Source organism: Chitinophaga sp. 180180018-3, from assembly GCF_037893185.1.
GTDB lineage: Bacteria > Bacteroidota > Bacteroidia > Chitinophagales > Chitinophagaceae > Chitinophaga.
In genome coordinates this window covers 4,586,447-4,610,693 of the sequence record NZ_CP140772.1, presented here as the reverse complement: position 1 = coordinate 4,610,693, position 24,247 = coordinate 4,586,447, and the positions used below count along the sequence as shown (strand labels likewise).

The 24,247-nt window shown below is 46.6% G+C and carries 16 protein-coding genes; 10 read left to right on the top strand and 6 right to left on the bottom strand.

Features of this window, described 5'->3' with window-relative positions:
* Window positions 1–400: 400 nt before the first annotated feature.
* Both UNH61_RS17960 and UNH61_RS17955 read right to left on the bottom strand, forming a co-directional pair.
* Window positions 401–1,411, bottom strand: a complete 1,011-nt coding sequence (locus tag UNH61_RS17960) for an NAD-dependent epimerase/dehydratase family protein (protein ID WP_326993360.1) — start codon at window positions 1,409–1,411, stop codon at window positions 401–403.
* Window positions 1,412–1,475: 64 nt separating this feature from the next.
* The gene (locus UNH61_RS17955; protein ID WP_326993359.1) at window positions 1,476–2,051 is read right to left on the bottom strand and encodes a Crp/Fnr family transcriptional regulator; all 576 of its coding nucleotides are present in this window, start codon (window positions 2,049–2,051) and stop codon (window positions 1,476–1,478) included.
* Between the two features lie 401 nt (window positions 2,052–2,452).
* Between UNH61_RS17955 and UNH61_RS17950 the strand changes: the two genes are divergently transcribed.
* From UNH61_RS17950 to UNH61_RS17935, 4 genes are all read left to right on the top strand, one after another.
* Window positions 2,453–3,085, top strand: a complete 633-nt coding sequence (locus UNH61_RS17950) for a TetR family transcriptional regulator (protein ID WP_326993358.1) — start codon at window positions 2,453–2,455, stop codon at window positions 3,083–3,085.
* Window positions 3,075–4,436 carry a TolC family protein gene (locus tag UNH61_RS17945; protein ID WP_326993357.1) on the top strand — a complete coding sequence of 454 codons (1,362 nt, stop codon included), beginning with the start codon at window positions 3,075–3,077 and terminating at the stop codon, window positions 4,434–4,436. Before UNH61_RS17950 ends, UNH61_RS17945 begins: the two co-directional genes overlap by 11 nt.
* A 76-nt stretch (window positions 4,437–4,512) precedes the next feature.
* Window positions 4,513–5,601 (top strand): HlyD family secretion protein, encoded by a 1,089-nt coding sequence (locus UNH61_RS17940; RefSeq protein WP_326993356.1) that lies wholly within the window; start codon window positions 4,513–4,515, stop codon window positions 5,599–5,601.
* Between the two features lie 173 nt (window positions 5,602–5,774).
* On the top strand, window positions 5,775–7,352 hold the full coding sequence (locus tag UNH61_RS17935; protein ID WP_326993355.1) for a DHA2 family efflux MFS transporter permease subunit: 1,578 nt from the start codon (window positions 5,775–5,777) through the stop codon (window positions 7,350–7,352).
* Between the two features lie 101 nt (window positions 7,353–7,453).
* Here UNH61_RS17935 and UNH61_RS17930 read toward each other — a convergent pair whose 3' ends face one another.
* A complete protein-coding gene (locus UNH61_RS17930) occupies window positions 7,454–7,915 on the bottom strand; it encodes an Mpo1-like protein (protein ID WP_326993354.1) in 462 nt (153 codons plus the stop codon).
* Between the two features lie 56 nt (window positions 7,916–7,971).
* Window positions 7,972–13,725 (bottom strand): alpha-2-macroglobulin family protein, encoded by a 5,754-nt coding sequence (locus tag UNH61_RS17925; protein ID WP_326993353.1) that lies wholly within the window; start codon window positions 13,723–13,725, stop codon window positions 7,972–7,974.
* Window positions 13,726–13,828: 103 nt separating this feature from the next.
* Between UNH61_RS17925 and UNH61_RS17920 the strand changes: the two genes are divergently transcribed.
* Complete coding sequence (locus UNH61_RS17920) at window positions 13,829–14,716, top strand: NAD(P)-dependent oxidoreductase (protein ID WP_326993352.1); 888 nt, start codon at window positions 13,829–13,831, stop codon at window positions 14,714–14,716.
* Here UNH61_RS17920 and UNH61_RS17915 read toward each other — a convergent pair.
* Window positions 14,713–15,117 (bottom strand): helix-turn-helix domain-containing protein, encoded by a 405-nt coding sequence (locus UNH61_RS17915; protein ID WP_326993351.1) that lies wholly within the window; start codon window positions 15,115–15,117, stop codon window positions 14,713–14,715. The genes UNH61_RS17920 and UNH61_RS17915 overlap by 4 nt on opposite strands.
* A 138-nt stretch (window positions 15,118–15,255) precedes the next feature.
* On the opposite strand from UNH61_RS17915, the gene UNH61_RS17910 reads away from it, so the two are divergent.
* Entirely contained in the window at window positions 15,256–15,651 is a 396-nt protein-coding gene (locus UNH61_RS17910; protein WP_326993350.1) for a DoxX family protein, read from the top strand.
* A gap of 84 nt (window positions 15,652–15,735) precedes the next feature.
* Here the strand turns inward: UNH61_RS17910 and UNH61_RS17905 are convergent, their stop codons facing one another.
* The gene (locus tag UNH61_RS17905) at window positions 15,736–17,631 is read right to left on the bottom strand and encodes an SPFH domain-containing protein (protein WP_326993349.1); all 1,896 of its coding nucleotides are present in this window, start codon (window positions 17,629–17,631) and stop codon (window positions 15,736–15,738) included.
* A 396-nt stretch (window positions 17,632–18,027) separates the two neighbouring features.
* On the opposite strand from UNH61_RS17905, the gene UNH61_RS17900 reads away from it, so the two are divergent.
* The 4 genes from UNH61_RS17900 (at window position 18,028) to UNH61_RS17885 (ending at window position 24,242) form a co-directional block, all read left to right on the top strand.
* On the top strand, window positions 18,028–18,894 hold the full coding sequence (locus UNH61_RS17900) for an ROK family protein (protein ID WP_326993348.1): 867 nt from the start codon (window positions 18,028–18,030) through the stop codon (window positions 18,892–18,894).
* Between the two features lie 156 nt (window positions 18,895–19,050).
* Window positions 19,051–19,665 carry a sigma-70 family RNA polymerase sigma factor gene (locus UNH61_RS17895; protein WP_326993347.1) on the top strand — a complete coding sequence of 205 codons (615 nt, stop codon included), beginning with the start codon at window positions 19,051–19,053 and terminating at the stop codon, window positions 19,663–19,665.
* 66 nt (window positions 19,666–19,731) lie between these two features.
* The gene (locus UNH61_RS17890) at window positions 19,732–20,850 is read left to right on the top strand and encodes a FecR domain-containing protein (protein WP_326993346.1); all 1,119 of its coding nucleotides are present in this window, start codon (window positions 19,732–19,734) and stop codon (window positions 20,848–20,850) included.
* A 113-nt stretch (window positions 20,851–20,963) separates the two neighbouring features.
* Window positions 20,964–24,242 (top strand): TonB-dependent receptor, encoded by a 3,279-nt coding sequence (locus tag UNH61_RS17885; protein ID WP_326993345.1) that lies wholly within the window; start codon window positions 20,964–20,966, stop codon window positions 24,240–24,242.
* The last annotated feature ends 5 nt before the right edge of the window (window positions 24,243–24,247 follow it).

Genomic DNA, 24,247 nt, shown 5'->3' with positions numbered 1-24,247 from the left:
TTGACTTCTTTTTCCTTTCCGGCGATGATCCGGTTTATGCCCTCTTACGTTCTCTTATGTTCCCTTGGTTGACCTTCGAAAGATACTACTTTTTTTATAATAGAAAATCGATTTAGCATAATTGGGGAAAAGTAGGGGAGATGGCGTATAGGAAGATGGGAAAGCGCAGCGGGTTTTGAGTAAAAACGGACAGGGCAAGCGGTGTGCAGGTGAGTAGTAATTATTCATGATGCGCACGTTCCGCCTTATACCCGTATCCGCTATCCGTCAGGAATGTGCATTGTTGATGACTGTAGGCATATGGCTTAAATATTAAATAAAAAATCTATGCTATGCTATGCTTTGCTTTGCTTTGACATGCTGTGCTACTTAAAGGCTTTAGCTACGCCGGGAGAAATACTTACAGGAGTTCGCGATGTTCCATCAGGTAAGCCAAAGCTTCTTTCACTGCCTGTGTGTTGTTCTTTGGACTAAATCCCAATTCATTTTTTGACTTGGAAATATCAAAATCCTGCTGCAATCCCGAAAACATAGCAATTTCTTTCGTAGTTAGTATAGGTGGTTTTCCTCTCATTTTGGCTGAGAATTGCATAAAGCCTGCGATTGCGTACAGCATGAACTTAGGAACAGCGCCGGGTACTTTGAGATTTAATTCCGGATAAAGTTTTTGCGCCAGTTTAGTGGTATCGGTAATAGTCATACATTTTTCGTTGGCAAGAATATATCGTTCGCCGGATCGACCTTTCTGTGCGGCAAGATAACAGCCTTCTGCTACATCTTTTACATCGATCCAGTTCAGGGTAATTTTGGTATCTATGGGAATTTGTTTGTTCAGGATCAGCCTCAAAACGCCATAGGAAACATTCAGGGGAAGAGATGCTTCACTTCCAATCATTGCACCGGGCATAACAGACACTAATTCTATACCGAGTTCTTTAGCCAGTTGAAAAGCGAGTTTTTCGCCGTCATTTTTGGAGTTGTAATACATATCCCTCCGGTCAGTATTATATCCGTTGCTTTCTTTGGTGGGTAGATGGGTATAGTCTAATGCAGCAATGGAACTCACATAAACAATTCTTCTTACTCCTGCCGCCGCCGCTGCTTCTATTGTATTCCGGGTGCCCTGCATATTCACATCATAGATTTCGCTTTTGGGATCTTTAGCCCACAATTTAAAAGCAGCACCCACTGCATAAAATGTATCAACATCCTGTAGCGCGCTTTTAAAGGAAGCCTTATCCGTAATATCAGCCTCAACTACCTCGCAATTCAAATCTTTGAAACATTCTTTATGCCTGATGTTGCGAACAGAAGCCCGTACAGGAATGCCTTTCTTTATTAGTAATCTCACAAGATTATTGCCCAGATGTCCGTTGGCGCCGGATACCAATGCCAGATTTTTATTTGTCATATTCATTGATTTTAAATGATACGACAAAGTTCAGTGTTGCCTGTTCAAAAACGCTTCACAAATGTTACCTAATGATTTGTTTGCGGATGCGGCTTAAACTTTTAGGATTCATTCCAAGAAAAGATGCGATATACTGTATCGGAACATGATGGAGTAATTCAGGATGCTCGTCCATTAGTTTTAGATAACGCTGCTCTGCATTAAGTGTAGCCAGCTCTTTTGAACGTTTTTCATTATAGGACAAAGATTGCCGGAACACTAACATGCTAAAGTCTCTGAATGCCGGACTTTGCTGCATGAGAAGATCAAGGTCGGCTTTCGTAATGCGTAGAAGTTCACAATCGGTAATACATTCCAGGGTATCTTCGGATTTGGTTTGATCGACAAAATCAGAATAGGAGGTAATGAAACCAGGTGGACAATTAATGTGAGTTGTTATCTCATCTCCCTTGTCGTTGTAATGGAATAAACGAACAAAACCCGAAACGACAAAATACAGGTAGCCTGGAATTCTCCCTTTTTCTTCAAGTACCTGATTTTTGGGATATATCACAGGTTCAAAATATAGCAGGCACCAATCCCTTTCCAAATCAGAAAGTTTTACGTTTTGTGTAATAAGACAAATAAGTTGATTGTGCATACAACAAAGGTAAAAATATACTGCGGGGAATAGTGAGAGAAGGTATATTTCTTATTACCCAAACAAAACAATGATGCCTCAAATAGTTTATCGGCAGTGTCGCGCCGGTTGCCGGTAAACGCATACTTCATGCATTTCTCATCTCCCAAAACAATAATACTATATTATAAATAAACGCCATATGAAAAGGCCCTATATCATGTCCCCCAAAGGCACATATACCCGTTATTTATTAAGCAATTATTAAGAAAAATTAAAAACAGCTTAAAATATTTTCATAAATAGTTTATTATAAATATATTATGAGTTATTGAAATTAATATTTAAACAAACGATTAAATAAACGATTGTTTAAATTAAACGTTTGTTTAACTTTGCTCTGTCAAATCTAAAAAAGGAACATGGAAGAGTATAGTGAAAAACAGCTCTCAATTTTAAAGGTTGCGGAGCGGCTATTTGCCGATCAGGGCTTTCATGGCACATCGGTAAGAGATATAGCCCAGGAGGCGGATGTGAATATTGCCATGATCTCTTATTATTTCGGATCAAAGGACAAGCTGCTGGAAACTATCTTCAAATACAGAATGGAAGCGACACGTAAGTTTATCAGCGAGTTGTTGGAAAACGACACGCTGGAACCTCTGGATAAAATGAATACGCTGATTGATCGGTTCATTAACAAAATGATGGGAGAACGTTACTTCCAGTGCATCATGAGCCGGGAACAGCTGAATAGCCAGGCCAGTCCGGTGAGAGACCTGATCTGGGCACTGAAGGCGGAAATGCTTGGGCTGATGCTGCCTATCGTTACCAACGCTCAGGAAACGGGGATCTTTCATAAAGACGTGGACGTGGAAATGCTGATGACTACTTTATTCGGGACTATCCATCAGGTAATACCTGCTCAACATAGACTCAGAGACAGCGCCCAGTACAGAGATATGGACGAGGAGCAATTCCGGGAAGCTGTCAAACTCAGGTTAAGTACACATTTAAAAAAATTGTTCAAAGCAATCCTAACACATGAATTCTAGAAGCATATACACACGATTATATGCGCTTGCCTCGGGAATACTGCTGACTTTTTTCTATCAGTCAGCATCCGCACAGGAAAGTGTAAAACCGCTTTCGTTAAATGAAGCCATATCGCTGAGTATACAAAACAGCAAACAACTGAAAGTGAGCCAGGCAAAAGTAGATGAAGCCACAGCCTCACTGAAAACAGCTAACGAACGTCAGTTACCGGATGTAAGCATTTCAGGATCTTACCTCCGTCTTACAGAACCCAACATCGATCTGAAATTAAATATGGGCAGTGGAGGCAGCGGTGGTTCAAAACCTGCCATGCCTAAAGTTAACTCCGCAGCTTATGGAATGGCCAATGTTTCCGTTCCCATCTTTTCTGGTATGATGATCCAGAGCGGCAAAGAATCTGCCCGCTACCTGGCTCAGGCTGCCCGTCTGGATGTAGATAAAGATAAGGAAGATGTGATCCAGAACACCATTGCCGCTTACAGCAATTTGTATAAGGCTAAGGAAGCCGTGAAGCTTGTACAGGAGAATATCAAACAATCCGACGAAAGGGTGAGGGAGTTTTCCAACAAAGAAAAGAATGGTCTGCTGGCACGTAATGATCTCTTAAAGGCCGAGCTGCAGCAATCGAATTACCAGCTGGCCCTCATGGATGCAGAAAACAACCTGAAGATCTCCAACCTGAATATGGATATTATGCTGGGCTTACCGGATAATACTGCTATACAGGTAGATACTACCATCTTTAAAACAGATAGTAATGTAGATAGCAGGGGAGTAGCAGAGTTTGAACAGCTGGCTTACCAGCACCGTAAAGATGCAGCATCCCTGAATGCTAGAGAAAAAGCAGCTTTAGCCGGTGTGAAAGGTGCTAAAGGTGAATATTTCCCGTCTCTGGCAGTTACCGGTGGTTATGTAGCGGCTTACATTCCTAATGTGCTTACCATCACCAATGCTGTTATGGGAGGTGTAGGACTGAAATACAATCTCTCTTCCCTCTGGAAAACAGGTTCTAAAGTAAGTGGTGCAAAAGCACAACTGGCGCAGGTTCAGGCAAATGAACAAAAGCTGGTCGACGGTATCCACCTGGATGTGAACCAGTCGTACGAAAACTACCTGCTGAGTCACAAAAAAATGGACACTTACATAAAAGCAATAGAACAGGCAGAAGAAAATTACCGGATCACCAAGAACAAGCACGACAATAACCTGGCTACTACAACAGATCTGTTGGATGCTGATGTTGCCAAGCTGCAGGCGCACCTGAACTACGCGTATGCAAAAGCTGACGCACTGGTTGCTTACAATAAACTGTTACAGGCCGCTGGTATACTGGAGTCCACCAATAAATAATACCAACAAACCAATAAATCAGAAAGCCGTGGAAACGCAAACACAAACTCAAGCAAAACCTACTAACAACATAAATATGCAGGAAACTACCGCTCCTAAGAAAAGAAGCAAAGGGTTCATCATTGTACTGGCTGTGCTGGTACTGGGTGGTGGGGCATTTGGTATCTCCAAATACATTCATGGTCAGCATCACGAAGAAACCGATAACGCGCAGATCGATGCTAATGTGAGCCCGGTTATACCCCGTGTTTCCGGTTATGTGAAAGAAGTTAGGGTAAAAGACAACCAGCAGGTAAAGAAAGGGGATACCCTTGTAGTGCTGGACGACAGAGACCTGGCCCTGAAAGTACAGCAGGCTGAAAACGGACTGTATACAGCACAGGCTAATCTCGGTGCAGCAGAAGCTACCACCGCAGCCGCAGAAGCCGGCATCAGCACTGCTCAGGCGCAGATCGGTACTATTGATGCACAGATCGAAGCAGCTAAAGTAAACCTCTGGAGAGCCAGCCAGGACTTTGAGCGCTATAATAACCTGATCAAAGATCATTCTATCACGCAGCAGGAATTTGAGCAGGCCCAGGCCGCCAAACAAACTGCTGAGCGTCAGCTCGACGTATTGGCTAAGCAAAAAGCAGCTGCCAGCCGTCAGACGCATGTGGTAACTTCCCAGAGTGGAGCTACTTCCAAACAAATCAATATCGCGAACGCTTCTATCAAAGCCCGCGAAACAGATGTGGCAGATGCAAAACTGAACCAGTCTTATACTGTGATCACTGCTCCGGAAGATGGCATATTGTCTAAAATCTATGTACAACCTGGTCAATATGTGACTGCCGGTCAATCACTCTTCAGCGTGGTAATGAGCACTGCTCCATGGGTGGTAGCCAACTTCAAGGAAACACAGCTGGATAAAATGAAACTTGGCCAGAAAGTAACTGTACATGTGGATGCTTATCCCGGAAAAGGACTGGAAGGAAAAGTAACCTCCTTCGCGCCGGCTACTGGTGCAAGATTTGCGCTGCTGCCTCCGGATAACGCTTCTGGTAACTTCGTAAAAGTGGTACAACGCTTACCGGTGAAAATCGAGTTCGACAACCCTAACGATGAACTGGTAAAACAGCTTCGTCCGGGTATGAACGTACTGGTAGACGTGCACCTGAACTAATCATAAGAGAGGAACGGCAGTTTACCGGGAGTTAATAATTAATGGAACCATGCAATAATTAACGACAGGAAAAAATCGATTCAACACAGGGCACATCATCAACGGAAAGGTCTTGTACGTCATTAATTATTAACTCCGGGTAAACCTGCCTTCACTTAAAATATAAATGCTGCATGCAACAAGAATCATTGATAGAATACGGCTCGCGCAGGGTGATCATTACGATCACCGCTATATTCTGCGCCTTGCTGGAGATAGTGGATACCACTATCGTGAATGTGGCGTTGAATGACATGCGTGGTAATATGGGTGCTACCGTTAGCGAAATCAGCTGGGTGATTACAGCTTACGCAATTGGTAACGTAATCATAGTACCAATGACCAGCTGGTTATCTCAACAGTTTGGGCGGCGTAATTACTTTGCGGTATCTATTGTCATATTTACCGTCACCTCTTTCCTTTGCGGTAACGCCACCGCTATGTGGGAGCTGATCCTGTTCCGGTTTATACAGGGTCTTGGCGGGGGAGCGCTGCTGGTAACTTCACAAACCATTATCACAGAAAGTTATCCGCCTGAAAAACGTGGTATTGCACAGGCCATCTATGGTTTAGGTGTGATCATTGGCCCTACGCTGGGACCTCCACTGGGTGGATATATCACCGATAACTACTCATGGCCTTATATCTTCTATGTTAATATTCCCATCGGGATCATTGCTACCCTGCTTACCCTGCAGTTTGTACGCAGCCCGAAGTATGGAGAGAAGAAAGCCCTCAGCGAAGTCGACTTCCTCGGCATTATATTGCTGGCGGTTACCGTAGGTACACTACAGTTTGTACTGGAGCGCGGACAGGAAGACGACTGGTTCAATGATCCCCTCATCACGCTGATGAGTGTGATCAGTGCCATGGGATTGTTCTTCTTTATATGGAGAGAGCTTACTTATAAGAACCCGATCGTAGAGCTGAGAGTATTGAAGAATGGGAACCTGAGGGTAGGTACGATATTATCATTTATCCTTGGATTTGGGTTGTACGGTTCTACTTTCATCATCCCGTTGTATACCCAGAGTACATTGGGCTGGACAGCCACCCAATCGGGTATGCTGATGGTGCCTGCAGCGCTGACCACAGCGTTTATGATGCCATTGATCGGGAAGATGCTGGAGAAAGGTATTCCTCAACAATACATGGTGGCCGCGGGTATGTTGTTGTTCTTTGTATTCAGCCTGTGGGGATATATGATTCTGACACCATCGGATACCGGTTCTGATGCTTTCTTCTGGATGTTGATTGTGCGTGGGGTTGGTATGGGGCTGCTCTTTATCCCGATCACCACACTGGCACTGTCGTCCCTGAAAGGACAGCAGATAGGCCAGGGTGCTGCCTTCACCGGTATGATGCGTCAGTTGGGCGGTTCCTTCGGTGTGGCACTGATCACTACCTTCATGGCGCGCCAGAACATGGTACACCGCAGTGATCTCGTATCTAAACTGGATACCAACAACCCGGATGTATTGAATCGTGTAAATGGAATGGCGCACAGTTTTGCTGCGAAAGGAATGGATGCCGCTACTGCCTTGAAAAGCGGGTACCGGGCAATCGACTACAGTGTCACGAAACAGGCAGCGGTAATGTCGTACATGGATGTGTTCCTGTACCTGGGGCTGATGTTCCTGATCTGCATTCCGTTTATACTGATGGTAAAAGCCAAGAAATCAGGTAAGCTGGATGCGTCCGCCATGCACTAACAGATTAATCGTTTCCACATAAAAATATTGTTGCAATAACAGTGTAACAGTTGTAGGTTTAGGTAAATAAGCCCCGATCTTAATCGGGGCTTTATATTTTTCTACAACCTGATTCCTGCTCTGCGGTAGATAAAGCTGAGCAACCAGGCAGGACCTATCAGCAGAAATTGAAGATCTTTAAAGAACGATGGTTTAGCCCCTTCTATCTTATGACCGATAAACTGGCCAATCCATGCCAGTACGAAGATGGCCAGTGCCAGCTGCCATATCACAATGGGCGTGGCAGCTATCAGGTTCCACAGCCAAAGGCATATTATCCCGATCAGCAGCATACCACCCGCCAGGGAAGGCGATAGTCGTGCATAATAGAGTATCAGGAGCACCAGGGCCACATGCGCCACACTGATATAGGCATGAATGCCCGGTAGCGGCAGTGGAATGGCGTAGAGGAAGCCAACGATACTGAAGAATATAGCAGGCACGCATATCCAATGGATCAGTTTATTGGTAGGGTTACGGTGGCTGGTGCCGTAATCATCCAGCCACTGCTGTATAGTTTTCATGGTGGAAGTGGTTTATGTGTATATAAAATACGGTAAATAAACCGGTTTTGGGTGTTTTATTTGGTGATGGAGATGTTTTTGATGCCTGTTCGTCCATAGAATACCGGGAAATACATCATTTCTGCTTTGGCAGGATTCAGATGATAATAGCCGGTGTAGCGAGGCATCAGTTGAACCGAAAAAGTATGAATACCCTTGCTGAGATAGCCGCAGAAAATGCTGACTTTATTTCTGAAATGTTCCCGGTGTACTTCGCCGGAAGCCCAGCCCTGCTCTTTGTTGTGGTAAGAACAACCGGCGGGTATGGGAACTTCTATCATAACATATTCCGCGCTGGCGGCTACCTCTGCTTTTATTTCCAGTGTAACCGGTTTACCTGCGGAGAGATGGCTTACTTCATTGTTATCCTGTAGGAATCTGCTGCTGACGCTGAACTGATGGCTTGCTTTTTCCGGTGCAGGATTCCAGTGTTGCTGCCAGGTAGTAAAATAAATACCTGCGCCACCCTGTTTACTTAGCTGCAGGGGTCGCCCTGCCGGCAGGGAAGCGGAATACGGGAAGGTGTTGATCCGTTGCCCGTTGATGTTCAGTACTGGTGGCTGTTGTTCGCTGGTCTGCAATACATCCGGCAGGATGGTAGCGAGTATCGAGGCCGACTCGTAGGTGTTGCGCCAGTTGCCGCTGCGACGGTTTTCCATGAACCAGCTGCGGATGCGGCGCAGCAATTCATCGTGGCCACCTTTGGCGCGAAGTATGCGATAAGCCATCAGGGTGAGCTGTACGCTATTGTTGAACAGATCGTAGCTATCCTTACCCCAGTAAGGATTTCCCATCGCGGTAGTGTGCTGTTGAGTCAGTAATGCAGCGGTACTAACGTTGATCCCCACACGCTGTTTAAGCAATAGTAGCCGGTAGGTGTTGTAGTCGTCGCCCGACGGTATGTGCAGGGTATCCAGCCAGGAAGCATAATTCAATCTGGCATCCAGTAGCTGAAGCGTTTCCAGTATGCTGAGTTTGTCTTTATGAGAGGCGCTGTTAAGTTGGAAGACGTAATAATTAATCAGCGTCTGTTTGTCGGGCACGGTGGTGAGCCCTTCTTTTTCCGCCATCAGCAATGCCTGTGTTACGTGATAGGTTATCCAGTATACCGGGTTGCTTTTATTCCACCAACCCCAGCCGCCGTCGCTGCTTCTATTTTGCTGAAGCCTGTGTATCAATACTGATATTGTTTTGGAAGAAGAGAAAGGCTGGCCAAGATATTTCCGGGCTTGTTTTTCCAGTAGCAATCCGATTAGTTTGGAAGCCATCTGTTCATTACACTGGTACTCGTAACGTTGTAGCCAGGCTGCTTCCTCCAGCAGAACCGGCAACATGCCTGTGCATGCAAAAAGATGCAGGGTGTCTTTACCGGCAGGAAGTGTAAAACTGGTATCGCCATGTAACGCAGTGAAAAATCCGCTGGTTTCTTTTACTCCCTGTGGAAACACAGGAATGGCACGGGATTCACCGTCGCTGTATTGGTCGTTGCCCGCAATGGTATATTTAAATACAGCACTGTCGGTTGATGGAATTGTGACAGGGAAAGTATCAATATGTGCGTTCCTGACGCCCACTGTTCGCTCATTTATCAATCTGGTACCCTGGTAAAAGCTGCGATGAATAGATACACTGTCTTTGCCATAGTTCAGCACTTTTCCTATAACGTTCAGACTGTCGCCGGCCACCGCAAACTGAGGCAGACTGAGGCTGGCGCTGAGTGGCTTGTATGACCTGATCTGTACGGAGGCATTGCCGGTTTGCGCCTGGCCGGTAGCCGCGATCGTGTGCATTTTCCAGTTGGTAATATCATCCGGGAAAGTAACATCGAAGGATACTTCGCCATTTTCGTTGGTACGTAACCGTGGTAGCCAGAAAGCATCATCCCTGAAATTGGTACGCAGGGAATAGGCCTCGCCAGGTGTTGCTTCTCCGGTGTTGGCTGTATTCTTTTTGCGGGTAACGATAATAGCCCCGCCGTAGGCCCGGGAGCCGTAGAGTGCTGTTGCCGCTTCAGTTTTTAGTATGTTGATGCTGGCTATCAGGGATGGATCCAGGTCATTGAGATTTCCCGTTTGCGGAATACCATCTATAATTAAAAGGGGAGGGGTAGTCTCACTATTAACGCCTCGCACGACTACTCCGGCCGCTCTTCCTGAAAGCCCCGCACGTGTAAATTTCTCGCCAACGGCGGCAGTCAATTCCCTCCTCATCACAGTGGAATAACCTGTTACCACTACATCACTGAGTTGGCTGGATGCGGGCAGCAACCGGATGTTGAAGTTATCGTCTGATCCCAATGCTAATACCTGTGTCTGGTATCCGACAAATGAAACCCTGATGCTGCCGGATTCTGTTACCTGTAAGCTGAAGGCGCCTTTCGCATCAGTAACAACCCTCAGGCTGGTACCGTTGAGCACCACAACTGCACCGGCAATGGGGCCGGTGGCACTGCTTACGACACCTTGTATACGCCGTGTGAGGGTCGACTTATCCAGGTACCGGTTATTGAATGGTATGGTGAATTCATTGGAAAATTGAGAGGGCATTGGGCGCTCACGCTGGTATAGTTGGTCTGTTATTGCTTTGTGCAGCGATAGTGCTATCGTATCATTGTTATACACTCTGTTTGCATGAAGGCGATAGAAAGTGGCGCCACCGGCTGTCACTTGAAGGCTGTCGGCTACGTAATATTTTTTTTGCTGCAGCAATACCAGCAGCCGGTAATAACCAGGCGAAAGCCCATACAGTGTGGAAGTAGCACCGGGGTAAATACTTACAAACCCCGGATCGTTGTAGCGATAAAGGAATAGTTGCCGCACTGGTAACAGTGATGCTAAAGTATCTGGTTCAATAATGAGGCGGGGCTTGTAAGCATCCCGGTCTTTTGCTGCATCAGAATAACGATGGTCATTGATTTGCAACAGATCTTCGTAATTACGCCAGGAGCTGTCTATATTTTTCGCACTGATAAGCTGATCATAAATACGCCCGGGCATCCAGTTTTTGACCAGCTTCCGCATGAGCCCCGGTATTTCATTCACTTCTTTTTCCTTTACCAGTCCGGGCCCGATTGTAAAAGTGTAATGAGGCTCCGGCGTGAAATGCTGGGAAAAGTTGTTTAGTGAAGTATAGGTTGCCTCCATATTCCTTAACGGACCTGCCAGCGACCGGTACGCCAAATTATCAAAATAATTGCTGGTATTGAACCAATAGACATTTTCTCCCTGACTGATATACGTATGTCCGTTATCGTTATTTACGATAAACAGCATCATGTATTGCGACCAGTAGTTTATTTCAGCAGCAGTGAGCTTCTCCGGCATTTTTTCTGTGCGTATACCAGGCAGGATCTTATCTGCCGGTATACTGATCCATGTTTTCATACCATTAGCAGCAAAAACATTATCTACGATGATCTTTTGATTGGCCATACGAAGCTCCAGGCGATGCTTTCCGGGCTTTACGGCAAAGCTGTAAGCTTTTCTCAGGTCGGTGCCATCGAAATAAACGGGCTGCTCATCTATCTTCAGTAATGAAATACATTGCAGTGTTCCGTCTTTAGTAACAAAAGGACTGATCTGTGTAATGCTATCCGGTGCGGGCGCGCTGCTATAGTACAGGTTGCCGGCGTGCACAAACTGATAATAAGTGATACTGTCCAGATGCATTTCATTTTTCCATCTTTCCCAGGTCATTGTAACCGTGGAAGCATGCGGCGATTTCATATTAAGCAGATGGACGCCATAATCTTTTCGTACCCGGTGCTTTGAACTAAGGTAGGGAGGCGCAGGCAGGGTATAGTCGGGGAACTTGCCGGTAATGGCCCAGGCAGTAACGTCTGCGTCTTCCACGGGCCGGTTTTCAGCATCTGTTACGGTAATGCCTATACGGGATGTTTGACCGGGGAATACGGCAACAGGATTGTTGATGGATACCTTCAACTGTTTGTCAGCATACGGCACCATGAAATGCTCGTTGACCAGTTTATCGTTGTAGATGTATTGAATGGAGATGGCATAGAATCCGCTGGTGATGGCTGCTTTAGCCTGCGATAACTTATTGCTGTAACCCTGTTCCAGCAGTTTGTTGCCGGCAAAGATGCTGTACCAGAACCAGATCCCGGATGGATTTACCACTTGCATGAATATGGAATCTTTTGTATGGGCGGCATTACACTGTAATACTCCCTGTTGATTTCCCGGTGTCCAGGTATTCGTAAGGTTATTGGCTTTAACAAGATAAGTGCTTGCAAATGGATGCAGCGGTACGATCGCAGGCAGGTAGATGGTGGCTGTAGTAACGGTATCTGTGCCTGAATTCAGCAGGTAAAGTGTTGCGGGCATGCTGATAGTACTATCGGAGCGCAGATACCGGATGGCAACACTATCTGTCTGTTTTTCGAAACGAATTTCATCCGTATTATAATCATAGAACTGGCTCAATGATTCCGATTGGCTTTCATTGTTACTGTTCAGGAAGGTGGCGTTAATATGATAGTGCATGGAAGCTGCGGGGAAAATGCTGTCCGGTATCGTTACTTTGGTTTCTCCGACCGGATCCAGCGTAGTATTGTATTCCCATAGTTTCTCGGGGATAAACACTTTTGACTGATGATAACGGCTGACATTACCTGTGGTAACGTTGACGGATACACGTCCATCCATGATTGGCAGATCGTTTTCATCGGTTGCTTTCAGGTAGAGGGCAAGAGGGGTACCGCGTGTATGGGATTTATGATTGATACGGGCGGAGAAGTGAATGGATTTTAGTTCATATTCTTCATACGTAAAAGTCCCTCTTATGAATACCTTGCGCTGTGCAAGGTATTCCCGGTCCGACAGATCCGTATCATTGTTGTCAGAAGTGAAGCGTTTGCTGTCAGGAGTTTCCAGGGTTACCTGGTAATCCTTGTCCAGTTTCATGTTTAGTCCTGCTCCTGGTACAAACCGGTATTCATAGCCACCTGGCCGGTAGGGAGCAATTGTTGTTAAGATGGTGTCTATATCTTCATTGTAAGAAATGAGGCGAAGCAGTAACGGGGTATTAACGGGATGATTCTTTTTATCATAGATAAAGGCTTTCAGGCTAACAGTATCGTTTGGCTTGTATTTAGGTTTGCTAAAAACCATAAAGCCCTTATGTTCAGCTTCCGACGGTGTGTTTCGGTAGTAGTCGGGTATTTCGCGGTATTGACGTTTGCGTTTAAATTTATTCAAAAAACGTTTCCACCAGGACATGCTGGTAAATCGCGGTGGTTCAGTGCTGAAAATATTCATGATGCCCTTTGAAGTAACCGTGATAATACCGTTACCCCGGAAGCGTGGCAGCCGGTAGCTGTGGGTATTGGGATCCCAGTGCACATTGCGTTTACCAGCCTTCACTTCTGCGTTGGTAATAGGAGTACCATCTTTTTCATGAACAAGCAATGCCAGATCATAATTGTTGTTCAGCATTTTCAGCTGCACATTCTGCACTGGATGAAAGCTGTATTCGAGGTTATCGTATTGAGCATACACCACCACGTAATTGCCGGGTGCCATGCCTTCGGGGAAAGAGGCGCGACGGGGGTAAGTACCAGCGAGGGTATGAAGATATTTTTCATTGCCCCATGGTTCCTGCCGGATGGCGCGTTGATATATTTCCAGCGCTTCCTTATCAGTTAGTCGGTAAATATAACTCAGGACACTGCCCGTTGTACTTTCGGAAAGAGGCGTCTGGGCATTGGCTAACATACAATAGCAGCTCAGCAGCAGTAAGAATAATCTTCTCAAGATAAAAGGGATTAGGAATTATAAGGAAATATAAGAAAAACTATCACCGCAACAAATAATCCGCCACAAACGTTATCAGTTACAAACCATTAACAGCAAGTATATGGACACTATAGGATTTATCGGAACAGGGCATCTGGGATATCCCATTGCAGAAAATCTGCTGAAGGCAGGATATCCCTTGCGGATTTACAACCGTACACGTGAAAAAGCATTACCCCTGGAGCAGTTGGGCGCGGTATTGGTGAACAGCCCTGAAGAAACAGCAACGAAAGGAGGTATTGTAATGAGCCTGATCGCGGACGACAAAGCGCTGGAAGCGGTGACAACAGATGCGCTGTTAAAAGCGTTAGGAGCGGGTGGTGTTCATGTTTCCATGAGCACTGTATCGCCGGATATTTCGCGGGCTTTATCTGCCAGGCATGCGGAACACGGAGTGACTTTTGTAGCCGCACCTGTTTTTGCAAGACCTGATGCGGCAGCGGCCCGGATGGGTAACGCGGTCGTTTCAGGAGCTGTTGCTGCAAAAGCCAGGATCAAACCCTTGCTGGAAGCAGGATTTGCGAAGAACGTTTTTGATATGGGGGAAGATCCGGGAGCAGCAAACGTATTGAAACTGATCGGCAATTTCATGATTGCCGGCGCCCTGGAGATGATGGCAGAATCTTTTGCACTGGCGGAAAAAAACGGACTGGATCCCCGGGCGGCCTATGAAATGCTGACCACTACATTATTTGCCAGCCCCATCTTCAGGAATTATGGGGCCATGATACTGGATCGTAAGTTTACAGGCAGCCCGTCGTTTAGTGCGGCCTTAGGGTTAAAAGATATGGATCTCGTGCTGCAAACTGCGCGAAGGTCATATACCCCGATGCCATTGGCGAACCTGGTACAGTCGAGGTTAACTACTATCCTGGCTAAGGATGTACATGATGCCGACTGGACGGCCCTGGCATCCGGTGCTTTGGAAGATGCCGGGCTAATCAATTAACCTTTATCGGCCATGGCTGTTTCGGAGACAGTGGATGTTTTCTTCGGAGCCATGGCTGCTTTTCTGTGTGCTGTGCCCCAGTCGGAGATGTGTTGCAGCAGCCCCTCCATACTCCATCCCAGCGGGGTTAGCTCATATTCTACTCTGGGAGGCACTTCGGGATATACGATCCGCTTAATGAGCTGATCGTTTTCAAGCTCTCTCAGCTGTAATACCAGTACCCTTTCAGAAACGCCGGAAATGGATTTCTTCAGTTCGTTATAGCGCAGTTTCCCATCCAGCAACCGCCACAGTATGCTGGCTTTCCAGCGGCCACCAATAAGAGACAGCGTATAGGCGGTGCCACAGTCGCCACGCAGCTGCCTGCCATTGATCGCATTGGAAGAGTTTTCTTTTCGCATACATCTTCTTTTTACATTTCTATCCTAAAGATACATAAAGCCCTGCTATAGTAGAGGAAAGTACTATCCTTTTGGTTACTCTGTTCCATTCCAACCTATTTCGCTTTACGTTTGTTGTATTAATAAAATCCGTTAAATATGAAAGTACTTCCTCTATTGGGCAGGATCCTGTTTGCCCTCATTTTCCTGATGTCTGGTCTGAATCACCTGATGGGTGCGGGGGCCGACTACGCAGCGGCGGCAGGTGTGCCGATGGCTAAGGTAATGGTACCGCTGGCCGGTTTGCTGGCCTTCCTGGGCGCCATCAGTATCTTGTTGGGTTATAAAGTAAAATATGGAGCCTGGCTGATAGTAATCTTTATCATCCCGGTATCATTCGCCATGCATAAATTCTGGGGTATATCAGATCCCATGCAACAGCAAATGCAAATGGCAATGTTCATGAAAAATGTGGCCATATTGGGAGGAGCATTGCTGCTGGCTTATTTTGGGCCGGGGCCATACAGCATAGATCGAATTAAGAATAAGGAATAGGGAATTAAGAATGAAAAGCGGAGACCTTAGCGAACTTTCCAGATTCGCTAAGGTCTCCGCTTTTCATTCTTAATTCCCTATTCCCTATTCTTCTTTCTTCTTCGCTACTTCTTCCAGCAGTCGCAGGCCCAGTAATCCGCTGATAGGGCCGTTGGCGCCATCGCCGTTGCCGATGAGTACATCCGGCATGATACGGATCTGTTGAGAGCCGATTGCTTCCATTACTTTCAGCTGGGTGAAGTTGTTGCCACCCATTGCCTCAACGGCCAGTTTATAGGATTCGGCGCTGGATTGGCCGATAGCGAGGATCTTTTCAGCCTCTGCTTTACCTGTAAGGGCAATTTTTTCTGCGTCGGCTCTGGCAGTCAATTCAGTGCGCTCTGCTTCTGCTTTTGCGAGCAGTCTTACTTTTTCGGCTTCACCGGCGGCGAGCAGTTTCATACGGTCGCTTTCGGCGTTGGCCTGAAGCCGTACGCTGTTGGCGTCACCGGTAGCTTTTTTCACGGAGGCGTCGGCATGACGTTCAGCGATCCATACACCCTGGTCGGCTTTAACGATTTCCTTCTGCATTTCGGCAATAGCGGTTTCTTTTTCCAGCGCCTGCCTGGTTTCCTGGGCCAGTCGTTCGGTATCGTAGGTCACTTTTTGTTCTTCCGCAATCTTACGGTCGGTGAGGGTTTTCATCAGTGTTTCGGGAGGAACGATATCCCCGATAAGAGTATCGACGCCGAAAACGTTGTACTGATCCAGCACCTGGCCGATATGCTCCTTGGCGGAATTCTGGCGTTCCTTACGGCTGGAGAGGAAACTGATTACATCCGATCCCTGGGCCGAGTTACGGAAATAGTTACCGATAGTGGGTTCCAGTACCTGTGTTACCAGGTTGCCCATGTTACCGAAGCGGGCAATAACTTTCGGCGCTTCGTTGGTAGGAATGTGGATGATTTGCGCTACATCCAGGTTGAAGGTAAAACCGTCGCGGCTCCTCACGGTGATGGTCGACAGGTTCTTGTCGAGCTGGTGCGCCTCACTTCTGGCTGTAGCCCAGTTCAGTACCAGGTTAGTGGTAGGAACCAGCTCTACTTTCATGATATAGGGATTAATAGGGTACTTACCGGGGCCTAAAGGTTCGGCCCATACACCTTTATAGCCTTTACCAACGATGTTACCATGTTTGAATTCAGCTCCGCTGAGGTCTTCGCCGTCGTTGCCCACAAAAGAAATCACGACGCCCACATGTCCGATAGAAATCTCGGTCATTTTAACCAGCTCCAGTTTAGCAAACCAGGGATTGATAAAATAGGAACCAGCGAGAATGACCTGTTCCTGTAAGCCTTTATAACCACCGTTTTCAAGGAAGGAGTCTACATCCTGATAGTTGTTGTGGGAAGGGATGGTTTTACCGGCGATAGAACCGGGCTCGATGGCTTTACCTTCCATAGTGGTAACGATGCCTACCGCATTTTCGGGGACCGATAGCATATCAGTTATTTCCACTTCAAAGAGGAACGTATTGATACGATAAGATCCGGGAGTAATGATGGCAGTCTGCCGGCCTTTACGGCCACCGTTCTGCAGAAATGCCACGGCATCCTGGAAGGAGTCGCAGGGCACTTTGCGGGCCAGGATGGCGCCGGTTTCCAGTTCGGAGCCGTCTTTCGCCAGTACCAGTCCGATTTTACCGGTAGGAATAATGGTGAAGGGCTGGAATGTAACGCTGTATTGCCAGATCCATTTCCAGAAATACACACCGGGGGCCAGTGTCTGAGCCTGGAAACCAGCTTCGCCGTTGACGGCCAGGATACGGCCTTCCGGTAATTCCTGTTTACCGAAGAGCACAAATTTTTTCGTAACAAGGCCGATCCGGTCTTCCGGAACAATGACTACGCCGAAGCATATACGAAGAATAACCTTATACAGAATAAGGCAAAGTATGGGCACGCCAATGAGCAGCGCCCACTTGAGAACTGTGTTTTCCATTGTAGGGTTGTTAGTGTGTGATAAAATAATATATACGGACGGATTACCGCTGATGTTAAGTCAGATCAGTATTTGGCCGGGCAGTTGTTATGAGAAAACTGGGGGTGAAGTATTGAAGTTGGTAGCTATAAAGGTAGTCAACACAAATTTGCCGGAGCAATTATCAGATTCCATTGTAAAATGAATTACGACGTAAAATTGATAATTATTTTTCATCTGTCAAAATATTTTCTTCCCAAATACTTTTCATGGTTTCTGATTTTTTCGAAAAACACGTTATATTGGAATCTATTTAACCAAAATTCAGCTAAAACGATTTTTCGGAGCAAATCAACCAGATTCTTTTTTATATTTGTGAAGCTTAAACGATTTAGCATTAATTATCTTTAGTTTTTTATGAAGAATTCCACGGCATTGGGAATAGATATCGGAGGCTCGCATATCACGGCTGCATTGATAGATCTCGGTACCAGGTCTATAGTTGAAGGATCCTGGAACCGCACACGTATTAATTCACAGGGAGCGGCAACGGACATCATTAAAGCCTGGGCTGCTGTTATCCGGGAAGTATTCTCCGGCAGCGAAGATGGCACACGGCATATTGGCATTGGCATGCCCGGCCCGTTTGATTATGAGCGGGGGATCAGTTTGATGCGTGGACAGCATAAGTTCGATGCCTTATACGACCTGAACATAAAAGAACTGCTGGCGGCTGAGTTGGAGATTACGCCTGCGCAGATCCGGTTTATCAATGATGCCGGCTGTTTTCTGCAGGGTGAAGTATTCAGCGGCGCCGGTCGCGGTTATCAGCGCGTAGTAGGGCTGACGCTGGGCACAGGACTCGGCTCCGCCGTATACCGCAATGGCATCGCCAAAGACGCCAACCTGTGGTGCTCTCCGTTCCGGGATGGTATTGCTGAAGACTACCTCTCCACCCGCTGGTTTGTGAAACGCTACCAGGAACTCCGCAATGAATCCGTGCCCGATGTGAAAGCCCTGGTGGCAAGAATAAATGAGGATACCGCTGTAGCCACGCTGTTCGATGAATTCGCCACCACATTTGCTGTTTTCCTCACCTGGTTTATCCGCACCGAACAACCGGAAGCCGTAGTAATCGGCGGTAACATCGCCAATGCTTCCGACCTGTTCTTCCCCCTCCTGAAAAAAGAACTGCTGAAACAAAATATCGACATCCCCATAGTAACAGCTACCCTGGGCGAAGCTGCTGCCCTGATCGGAGCAGCAAGCCTGTGGAAGAATTAAAAAAGTGAGAATATAGAATTAAGAAATAGCGGGGAGATGGTAAACGCGAAAATTAGTCCTCGCGTTTACCATCTCCCCGCTATTTCTTAATTCTATATTCCCAATTCGTAATTCTTTTTTATCTTGGCTTATCAACCACTTCTAAATATTTGCTGTTTGAAGGACCGTCTTATTGCAGAAAACAATGTCTTATGGGAGCAGGTTATCCATGGTGATCAGCAGGCCTACAGGGTATTGTATGAGATGTATGGAGATATGCTTTTCCGGTATGGGCTGCGGTATATGAAAGATACTGCTGCTATCAAAGATTGTATTCAGGATCTTTTCACTGATTTGTACCACTACCGGCGGAACCTGGCCGTTGACGTGAATATCCGCTATTATTTGCTCGGATCGTTCCGGAGGAAACTGCATCAAACGATAAAGAAGAACACCAGAGTAAACCCCGATGCAGCGGATGACTATTTTTCGATAGTATATGAACCCGACCCCGAGCAGCAGCGTATTGCTGCCGAAAATCAGCAGGAGCTGCTTGGCCGGCTGGCCAGGGAACTGAATGCGCTGCCTTCCCGCCAGAAGGAAGTATTGTTCCTCAAATTTAACTGCGACCTTTCCTACGACGAAGTAGCAGGTATTATGAAGATAAGTATCCCTACCTGCCGAACCCTTGCCTACAGAGCTTTTCGACAACTGCGTACCAATATGGAAAAAGTGCCGCTGCTGCCACTGATCATGTTACTGATGTCTGTTTTCGCCCACCGTAACTCCTGAAAAAAAAATTTTCTTTTGAGAGTCTATATCCTGTCTGTCAGCTTCTCTATATAACAAAGCATGTGCATGAACGCTGATAAACAACACCCGAAACTGGAAGATATACTCGGGGAAGATCATATTACGTCTAATCAAAGCAACGATCCTGCTCAGCAGGAGCTGGCTGATGCTACCAGGCGCATGATCCTCCAGGCAGGGAATGAAAGCTGGGATCCTGCAGATAAAGAACAGCTGTGGGCACAGATTGCAAGCGGGCTCATACCCGTTCGTTTCAGTTACCGGCGTTTATTACTCCGCGTAGCAGCCGCATTACTGCTGCTGGGAGGCCTGGGTACCTGGCTGTGCTGGCCCCATCAGCAACAAAACAACCTGGTACAATTTGCATTAACGCAACCTGTTAGTGAAAATAATGGCGATACCAGGCTGTTGCTTGGGAAGAATGCAGTGGTGGTGAAAGGACATAATTCTTCACTGGTATATGGAAACAACCAGGTAACGATCAATGCCGATAGCACTGCTCAGCCCACTGCTGCTTATAACACCCTGCTCGTGCCATATGGAAGGCGCTCGAAAGTACAACTGGAAGATGGTACCGTCGTGCAGCTCAACGCAGGATCCAGACTGGTGTATCCATCTTCTTTCGATAAAAATAAAAGAGAAGTATTCCTGGAAGGTGAAGCTTTCTTTGAAGTAGCCCCCAATGCCGGCGCTCCCTTTTTTGTGTATACATCAAATATGGAGACAGAAGTACTGGGCACCTCTTTTAATATTTCCGCCTATAAAGACGATACACGGAAAAGCATAGTGCTGGTCACCGGAAGTGTGCAGCTAAATCTTCCACAGCATATGATATTCGAAAAAAGTTCCCGTCAGTTGAAGCCGGGAGAGATGGCAACACTGGGAGAAAAACTGGCAATAAGTAAAGTTGATGTAGCAGCTTATATCGCCTGGAAAGATGGACGGCTGCTGTTTTCCGGCACACCGTTGAAAGATATCCTTAGAAAACTGACACGTTACTATAATATAGAATTGGTACTTGATTCAACACAACCAGGGTTAGAAACCTGTTCCGGCGACCTTGATCTTGAAAATAACCTGGACGATGTACTTGACGTGATTTGTGGTACAAACTCCCTGCAGTATGAGCACAAAGGACAACGCGTGATACTTAAAGAGAAAGACTAAACAGAAATATCAACACAAAAAACCGGAAGATGGTGGCACATCTTCCGGTGGCTCATCTCCGCAAAACGGGGACAGGCTGTCTTTTTGCTTAACAAAAAAACCGAAGCGAAGTTATGAAAAAAATTTATGCACTCTGGCGGGTACCGCCGGGCAATACCCTTGCCCTTAAATTACTCAGAACAATGAAACTAACTGTAATTCTTTTGTTCACCGGTATTTTGGGAATTTCTGCTACCGGCAGGTCGCAGGACGAACACCTGACCATCAAGCTAAGCCAGGGAACCCTCCCTCAGTTATTTAGCCAGATACAATCGCAAAGCCGCTGGCGTATCTTCTATAAGGATGAACTGGTACGGAAAGAAGCGCTGTTAACCATGGATGTGCGGGACAGGAGAATCACCGAAGTATTGGATCAGGCGCTGGCCAACACGGCACTCAGCTATCGCATTACACGTAATCAGGTAGCTATAATTCCCAGAGAAAAAGTAAAAAACAGCATCTCCGGAGGGGCGTTACCGGTAGTAGAAGATACCACCTATTTCTTACGTGGACGGGTATACGATACGCATGAACCTCCACAGGCTTTACCCGGTGTAACCATCCGGATGAAAGAAAACAACGGGGTAGGTACTACCACGGATGCGGACGGATATTTTACAATCCGTGTAAAGAAGGATGCCGTGCTGATCTTCAGCCAGATGGGCTATCAGCCGATGGAATATATGGCAATACGTAATCAGAATGCACTGAATATTTCCCTGAAAGAAAATGTAGCAGCATTGGATGAAGTGGTGGTAGTAGGACTTTCAGAACAGCAAAAGAAACACATCGCCAGCTCCATTGCATCCGTGAATGTTGCGAGGCAAACGGAGGGCAAACCGATTACCGCGCTTTCGCAGGCGCTGCAGGGCGGCGTTACCGGACTACAGGTAACCCAGGGATCGGGCTTGCCGGGCGGCGACGCTGCTGCCATTAAAATCAGGGGGATCAGCACCCTGAATCCCGGTAATGCCAATCCGCTCATATTAGTGGACGGCGTACCAATGGATATGAACTACATTGATCCTGTTACCGTAGAAAGTGTCACCATTCTTAAAGATGCCGCCGCGGCAGCGGTTTACGGCGCGCGCGCAGCCAATGGCGTTATATTGGTAAATACAAAACGAGGGGTAGCAGGAAGAGTGGCTGTTAGCTACGACGGATACTATGGGGTGCAAACACCTTCTGCTATGCCGAAGCTGGTTGAAGCGCCTGAATTTATGCGGATGTATAATGAGGCACAGGTAAATGCCGGTAACCAGCCGTTCTACTCTGATGATGATATCAAACACACTGAAAACGGAGATGATCCGGTGAAGTATCCTAACACCGACTGGCAGAAACAGATACTGAACAAGGCTGCACCTATTACCAGCCACTCGCTTGGTGTGAGCGGAGGAAACAGCATGGCGCGTTTTGCACTTACAGCCAACTACCAATACCAGGATGGGATGATTCCATTGAATCACTCCAATAAATATAATATCCGTGCTAATACTTCCGTGACGTTATCAAAGAAGTTCACCGTATTCCTGGATATGCTGGCTATCAAAAGAAATACATTCTACCCTAACAGACCCAATGGAAACGCCGGTAACCGTATACTGGAAGATATTTTCCGCGTGCCGCCCACTATTCTTCCCAAGTATCCTGCAAAAGACGGGGCGCCTGTTATTTATGGCAGATACGTAGATATCGTAAATCCGGTGGCTTATGCGGAGCACGGAGGCCGTGTGACCAATGAATACGGACAATCCAGTATTAACCTGCAACCGAAGTGGGAGGTATTCCCGGGATTCAATCTCCGTGGTCAGTTCAGTTTCCGTCTCAACAGCGATGTGTACCGGAGCACCCGCGATAACTACTACTTTTTTGATTACTACAGTGGTCAGCTGGTACAAACATGGGGTGTTCAGCGGGATGCCAGTATGGGTAGGACTACTTACTATTATGCCGGCGTTACGGCGGATTATACTTACGATGTAAAAGATCATCATTTTTACGTGATGGGTGGTTATTCGCAGGAAGAGAATAACAGCGGTAACTGGGAAGTAAGATCGTTGCTGTCGTTTTACGGAAAAGTGAATTATAGCTTCAAAGATAAATACCTGCTGGAAGGCGCATTGCGTACAGATGGTTCTTCCCGCTTTGGTCCTGGTCACAAGTATGGCACTTTCCCGTCGGTAGCGTTGGGCTGGAACGTACATAAAGAAAACTTTATGCAATCCGCCCGGTTTATCAACAACATGAAAATCCGCGCGTCTTACGGACGCCTGGGTAATGAAAACGTAGACCTTTATCAATATCAGAACCTGATAGACGCCGGTAACGGAACTGAGTCTGTTTACGGTAACCCTGATATCACCTGGGAAACGGTAGACATGCTGGATCTGGGCATGGACCTCGGGCTTTTTAACAGTAAACTGGAACTGACATTTGACTACTATAACAAAGCTACCAATGGCATCATCCTGAATCCGCCGGTATCTTATGTAGGCGGTATGGGCAAGCCTCCGATTAACGCAGGTAAGCTGCGCAACCAGGGGGTGGAGCTGTCGCTCAACTATAACGGACGAATTGGTAAAGATCTAACATTGTCGATCAGACCGGGCATCTCTTATAACAAAAATGTGTTGACAAGCCTGCGCGGAGGGCCATATATCGATAATGCCAGTATCAATAAAGAAGGATATGCCCTGAACAGCATTTACGGCTATAAGACCAATGGATTATTGCAGGCATCTGATTTTAAACCAGACGGAACACCACTGGTGCCCATTATTGCGAATGAGAAGCCGGGTGATATTAAGTATGTAGATGTCAATGGCGATGGAGTGATTGATGGCAAAGATCAGACAGTGATCGGTAATCCCACACCTAAAGTGGACTACTTCGCCAACTTCCGTCTGACTTATAAAAGATGGGAATTAGAAGCGTTGTTCCAGGGCGTTAGCAGAACCGACGCTGTATTGGGAGGGATGCTGGCTTATCCGCTGGATATGTCGTTCGACGGTGGGGTGCCTACCAGGTATTATGCAGATAACTACTGGACACCGCAACGTACCAATGCACGCTTCCCGCGCCTGACTACATCTCCCAGTATTAATAAACTATCATCTGATTTCTGGTTCCAGAATGGTGCCTATATACGTGTTAAATACATACAACTGGGATACAACTTCAGCAGTGATCGTCTGAAACGTATAGGCATTAACGGTGCCAGGGTATATGTAAACGCGCAGAATCCTTTTGTAATTACTTCCATGAAGCTGGTAGACCCTGAAAGTCAGGGTAATCAATGGACCTATGGTATTATGAAAATGTATACCGCAGGAATAAGTATCCAGTTATAACCTTT

What these genes read in the sequence shown, in the direction of transcription:
- UNH61_RS17960 (WP_326993360.1), bottom strand. Translation starts at nt 1,411, where the DNA reads ATGACAAATAAAAATCTGGCATTGGTATCCGGCGCCAACGGACATCTG.
- UNH61_RS17905 (WP_326993349.1), bottom strand. Translation starts at nt 17,631, where the DNA reads ATGGAAAACACAGTTCTCAAGTGGGCGCTGCTCATTGGCGTGCCCATA.
- UNH61_RS17915 (WP_326993351.1), bottom strand. Translation starts at nt 15,117, where the DNA reads ATGCGAAAAGAAAACTCTTCCAATGCGATCAATGGCAGGCAGCTGCGT.
- UNH61_RS17935 (WP_326993355.1), top strand. Translation starts at nt 5,775, where the DNA reads ATGCAACAAGAATCATTGATAGAATACGGCTCGCGCAGGGTGATCATT.
- UNH61_RS17930 (WP_326993354.1), bottom strand. Translation starts at nt 7,915, where the DNA reads ATGAAAACTATACAGCAGTGGCTGGATGATTACGGCACCAGCCACCGT.
- UNH61_RS17910 (WP_326993350.1), top strand. Translation starts at nt 15,256, where the DNA reads ATGAAAGTACTTCCTCTATTGGGCAGGATCCTGTTTGCCCTCATTTTC.
- UNH61_RS17890 (WP_326993346.1), top strand. Translation starts at nt 19,732, where the DNA reads ATGAACGCTGATAAACAACACCCGAAACTGGAAGATATACTCGGGGAA.
- UNH61_RS17885 (WP_326993345.1), top strand. Translation starts at nt 20,964, where the DNA reads ATGAAAAAAATTTATGCACTCTGGCGGGTACCGCCGGGCAATACCCTT.
- UNH61_RS17950 (WP_326993358.1), top strand. Translation starts at nt 2,453, where the DNA reads ATGGAAGAGTATAGTGAAAAACAGCTCTCAATTTTAAAGGTTGCGGAG.
- UNH61_RS17900 (WP_326993348.1), top strand. Translation starts at nt 18,028, where the DNA reads ATGAAGAATTCCACGGCATTGGGAATAGATATCGGAGGCTCGCATATC.
- UNH61_RS17920 (WP_326993352.1), top strand. Translation starts at nt 13,829, where the DNA reads ATGGACACTATAGGATTTATCGGAACAGGGCATCTGGGATATCCCATT.
- UNH61_RS17955 (WP_326993359.1), bottom strand. Translation starts at nt 2,051, where the DNA reads ATGCACAATCAACTTATTTGTCTTATTACACAAAACGTAAAACTTTCT.
- UNH61_RS17940 (WP_326993356.1), top strand. Translation starts at nt 4,513, where the DNA reads ATGCAGGAAACTACCGCTCCTAAGAAAAGAAGCAAAGGGTTCATCATT.
- UNH61_RS17945 (WP_326993357.1), top strand. Translation starts at nt 3,075, where the DNA reads ATGAATTCTAGAAGCATATACACACGATTATATGCGCTTGCCTCGGGA.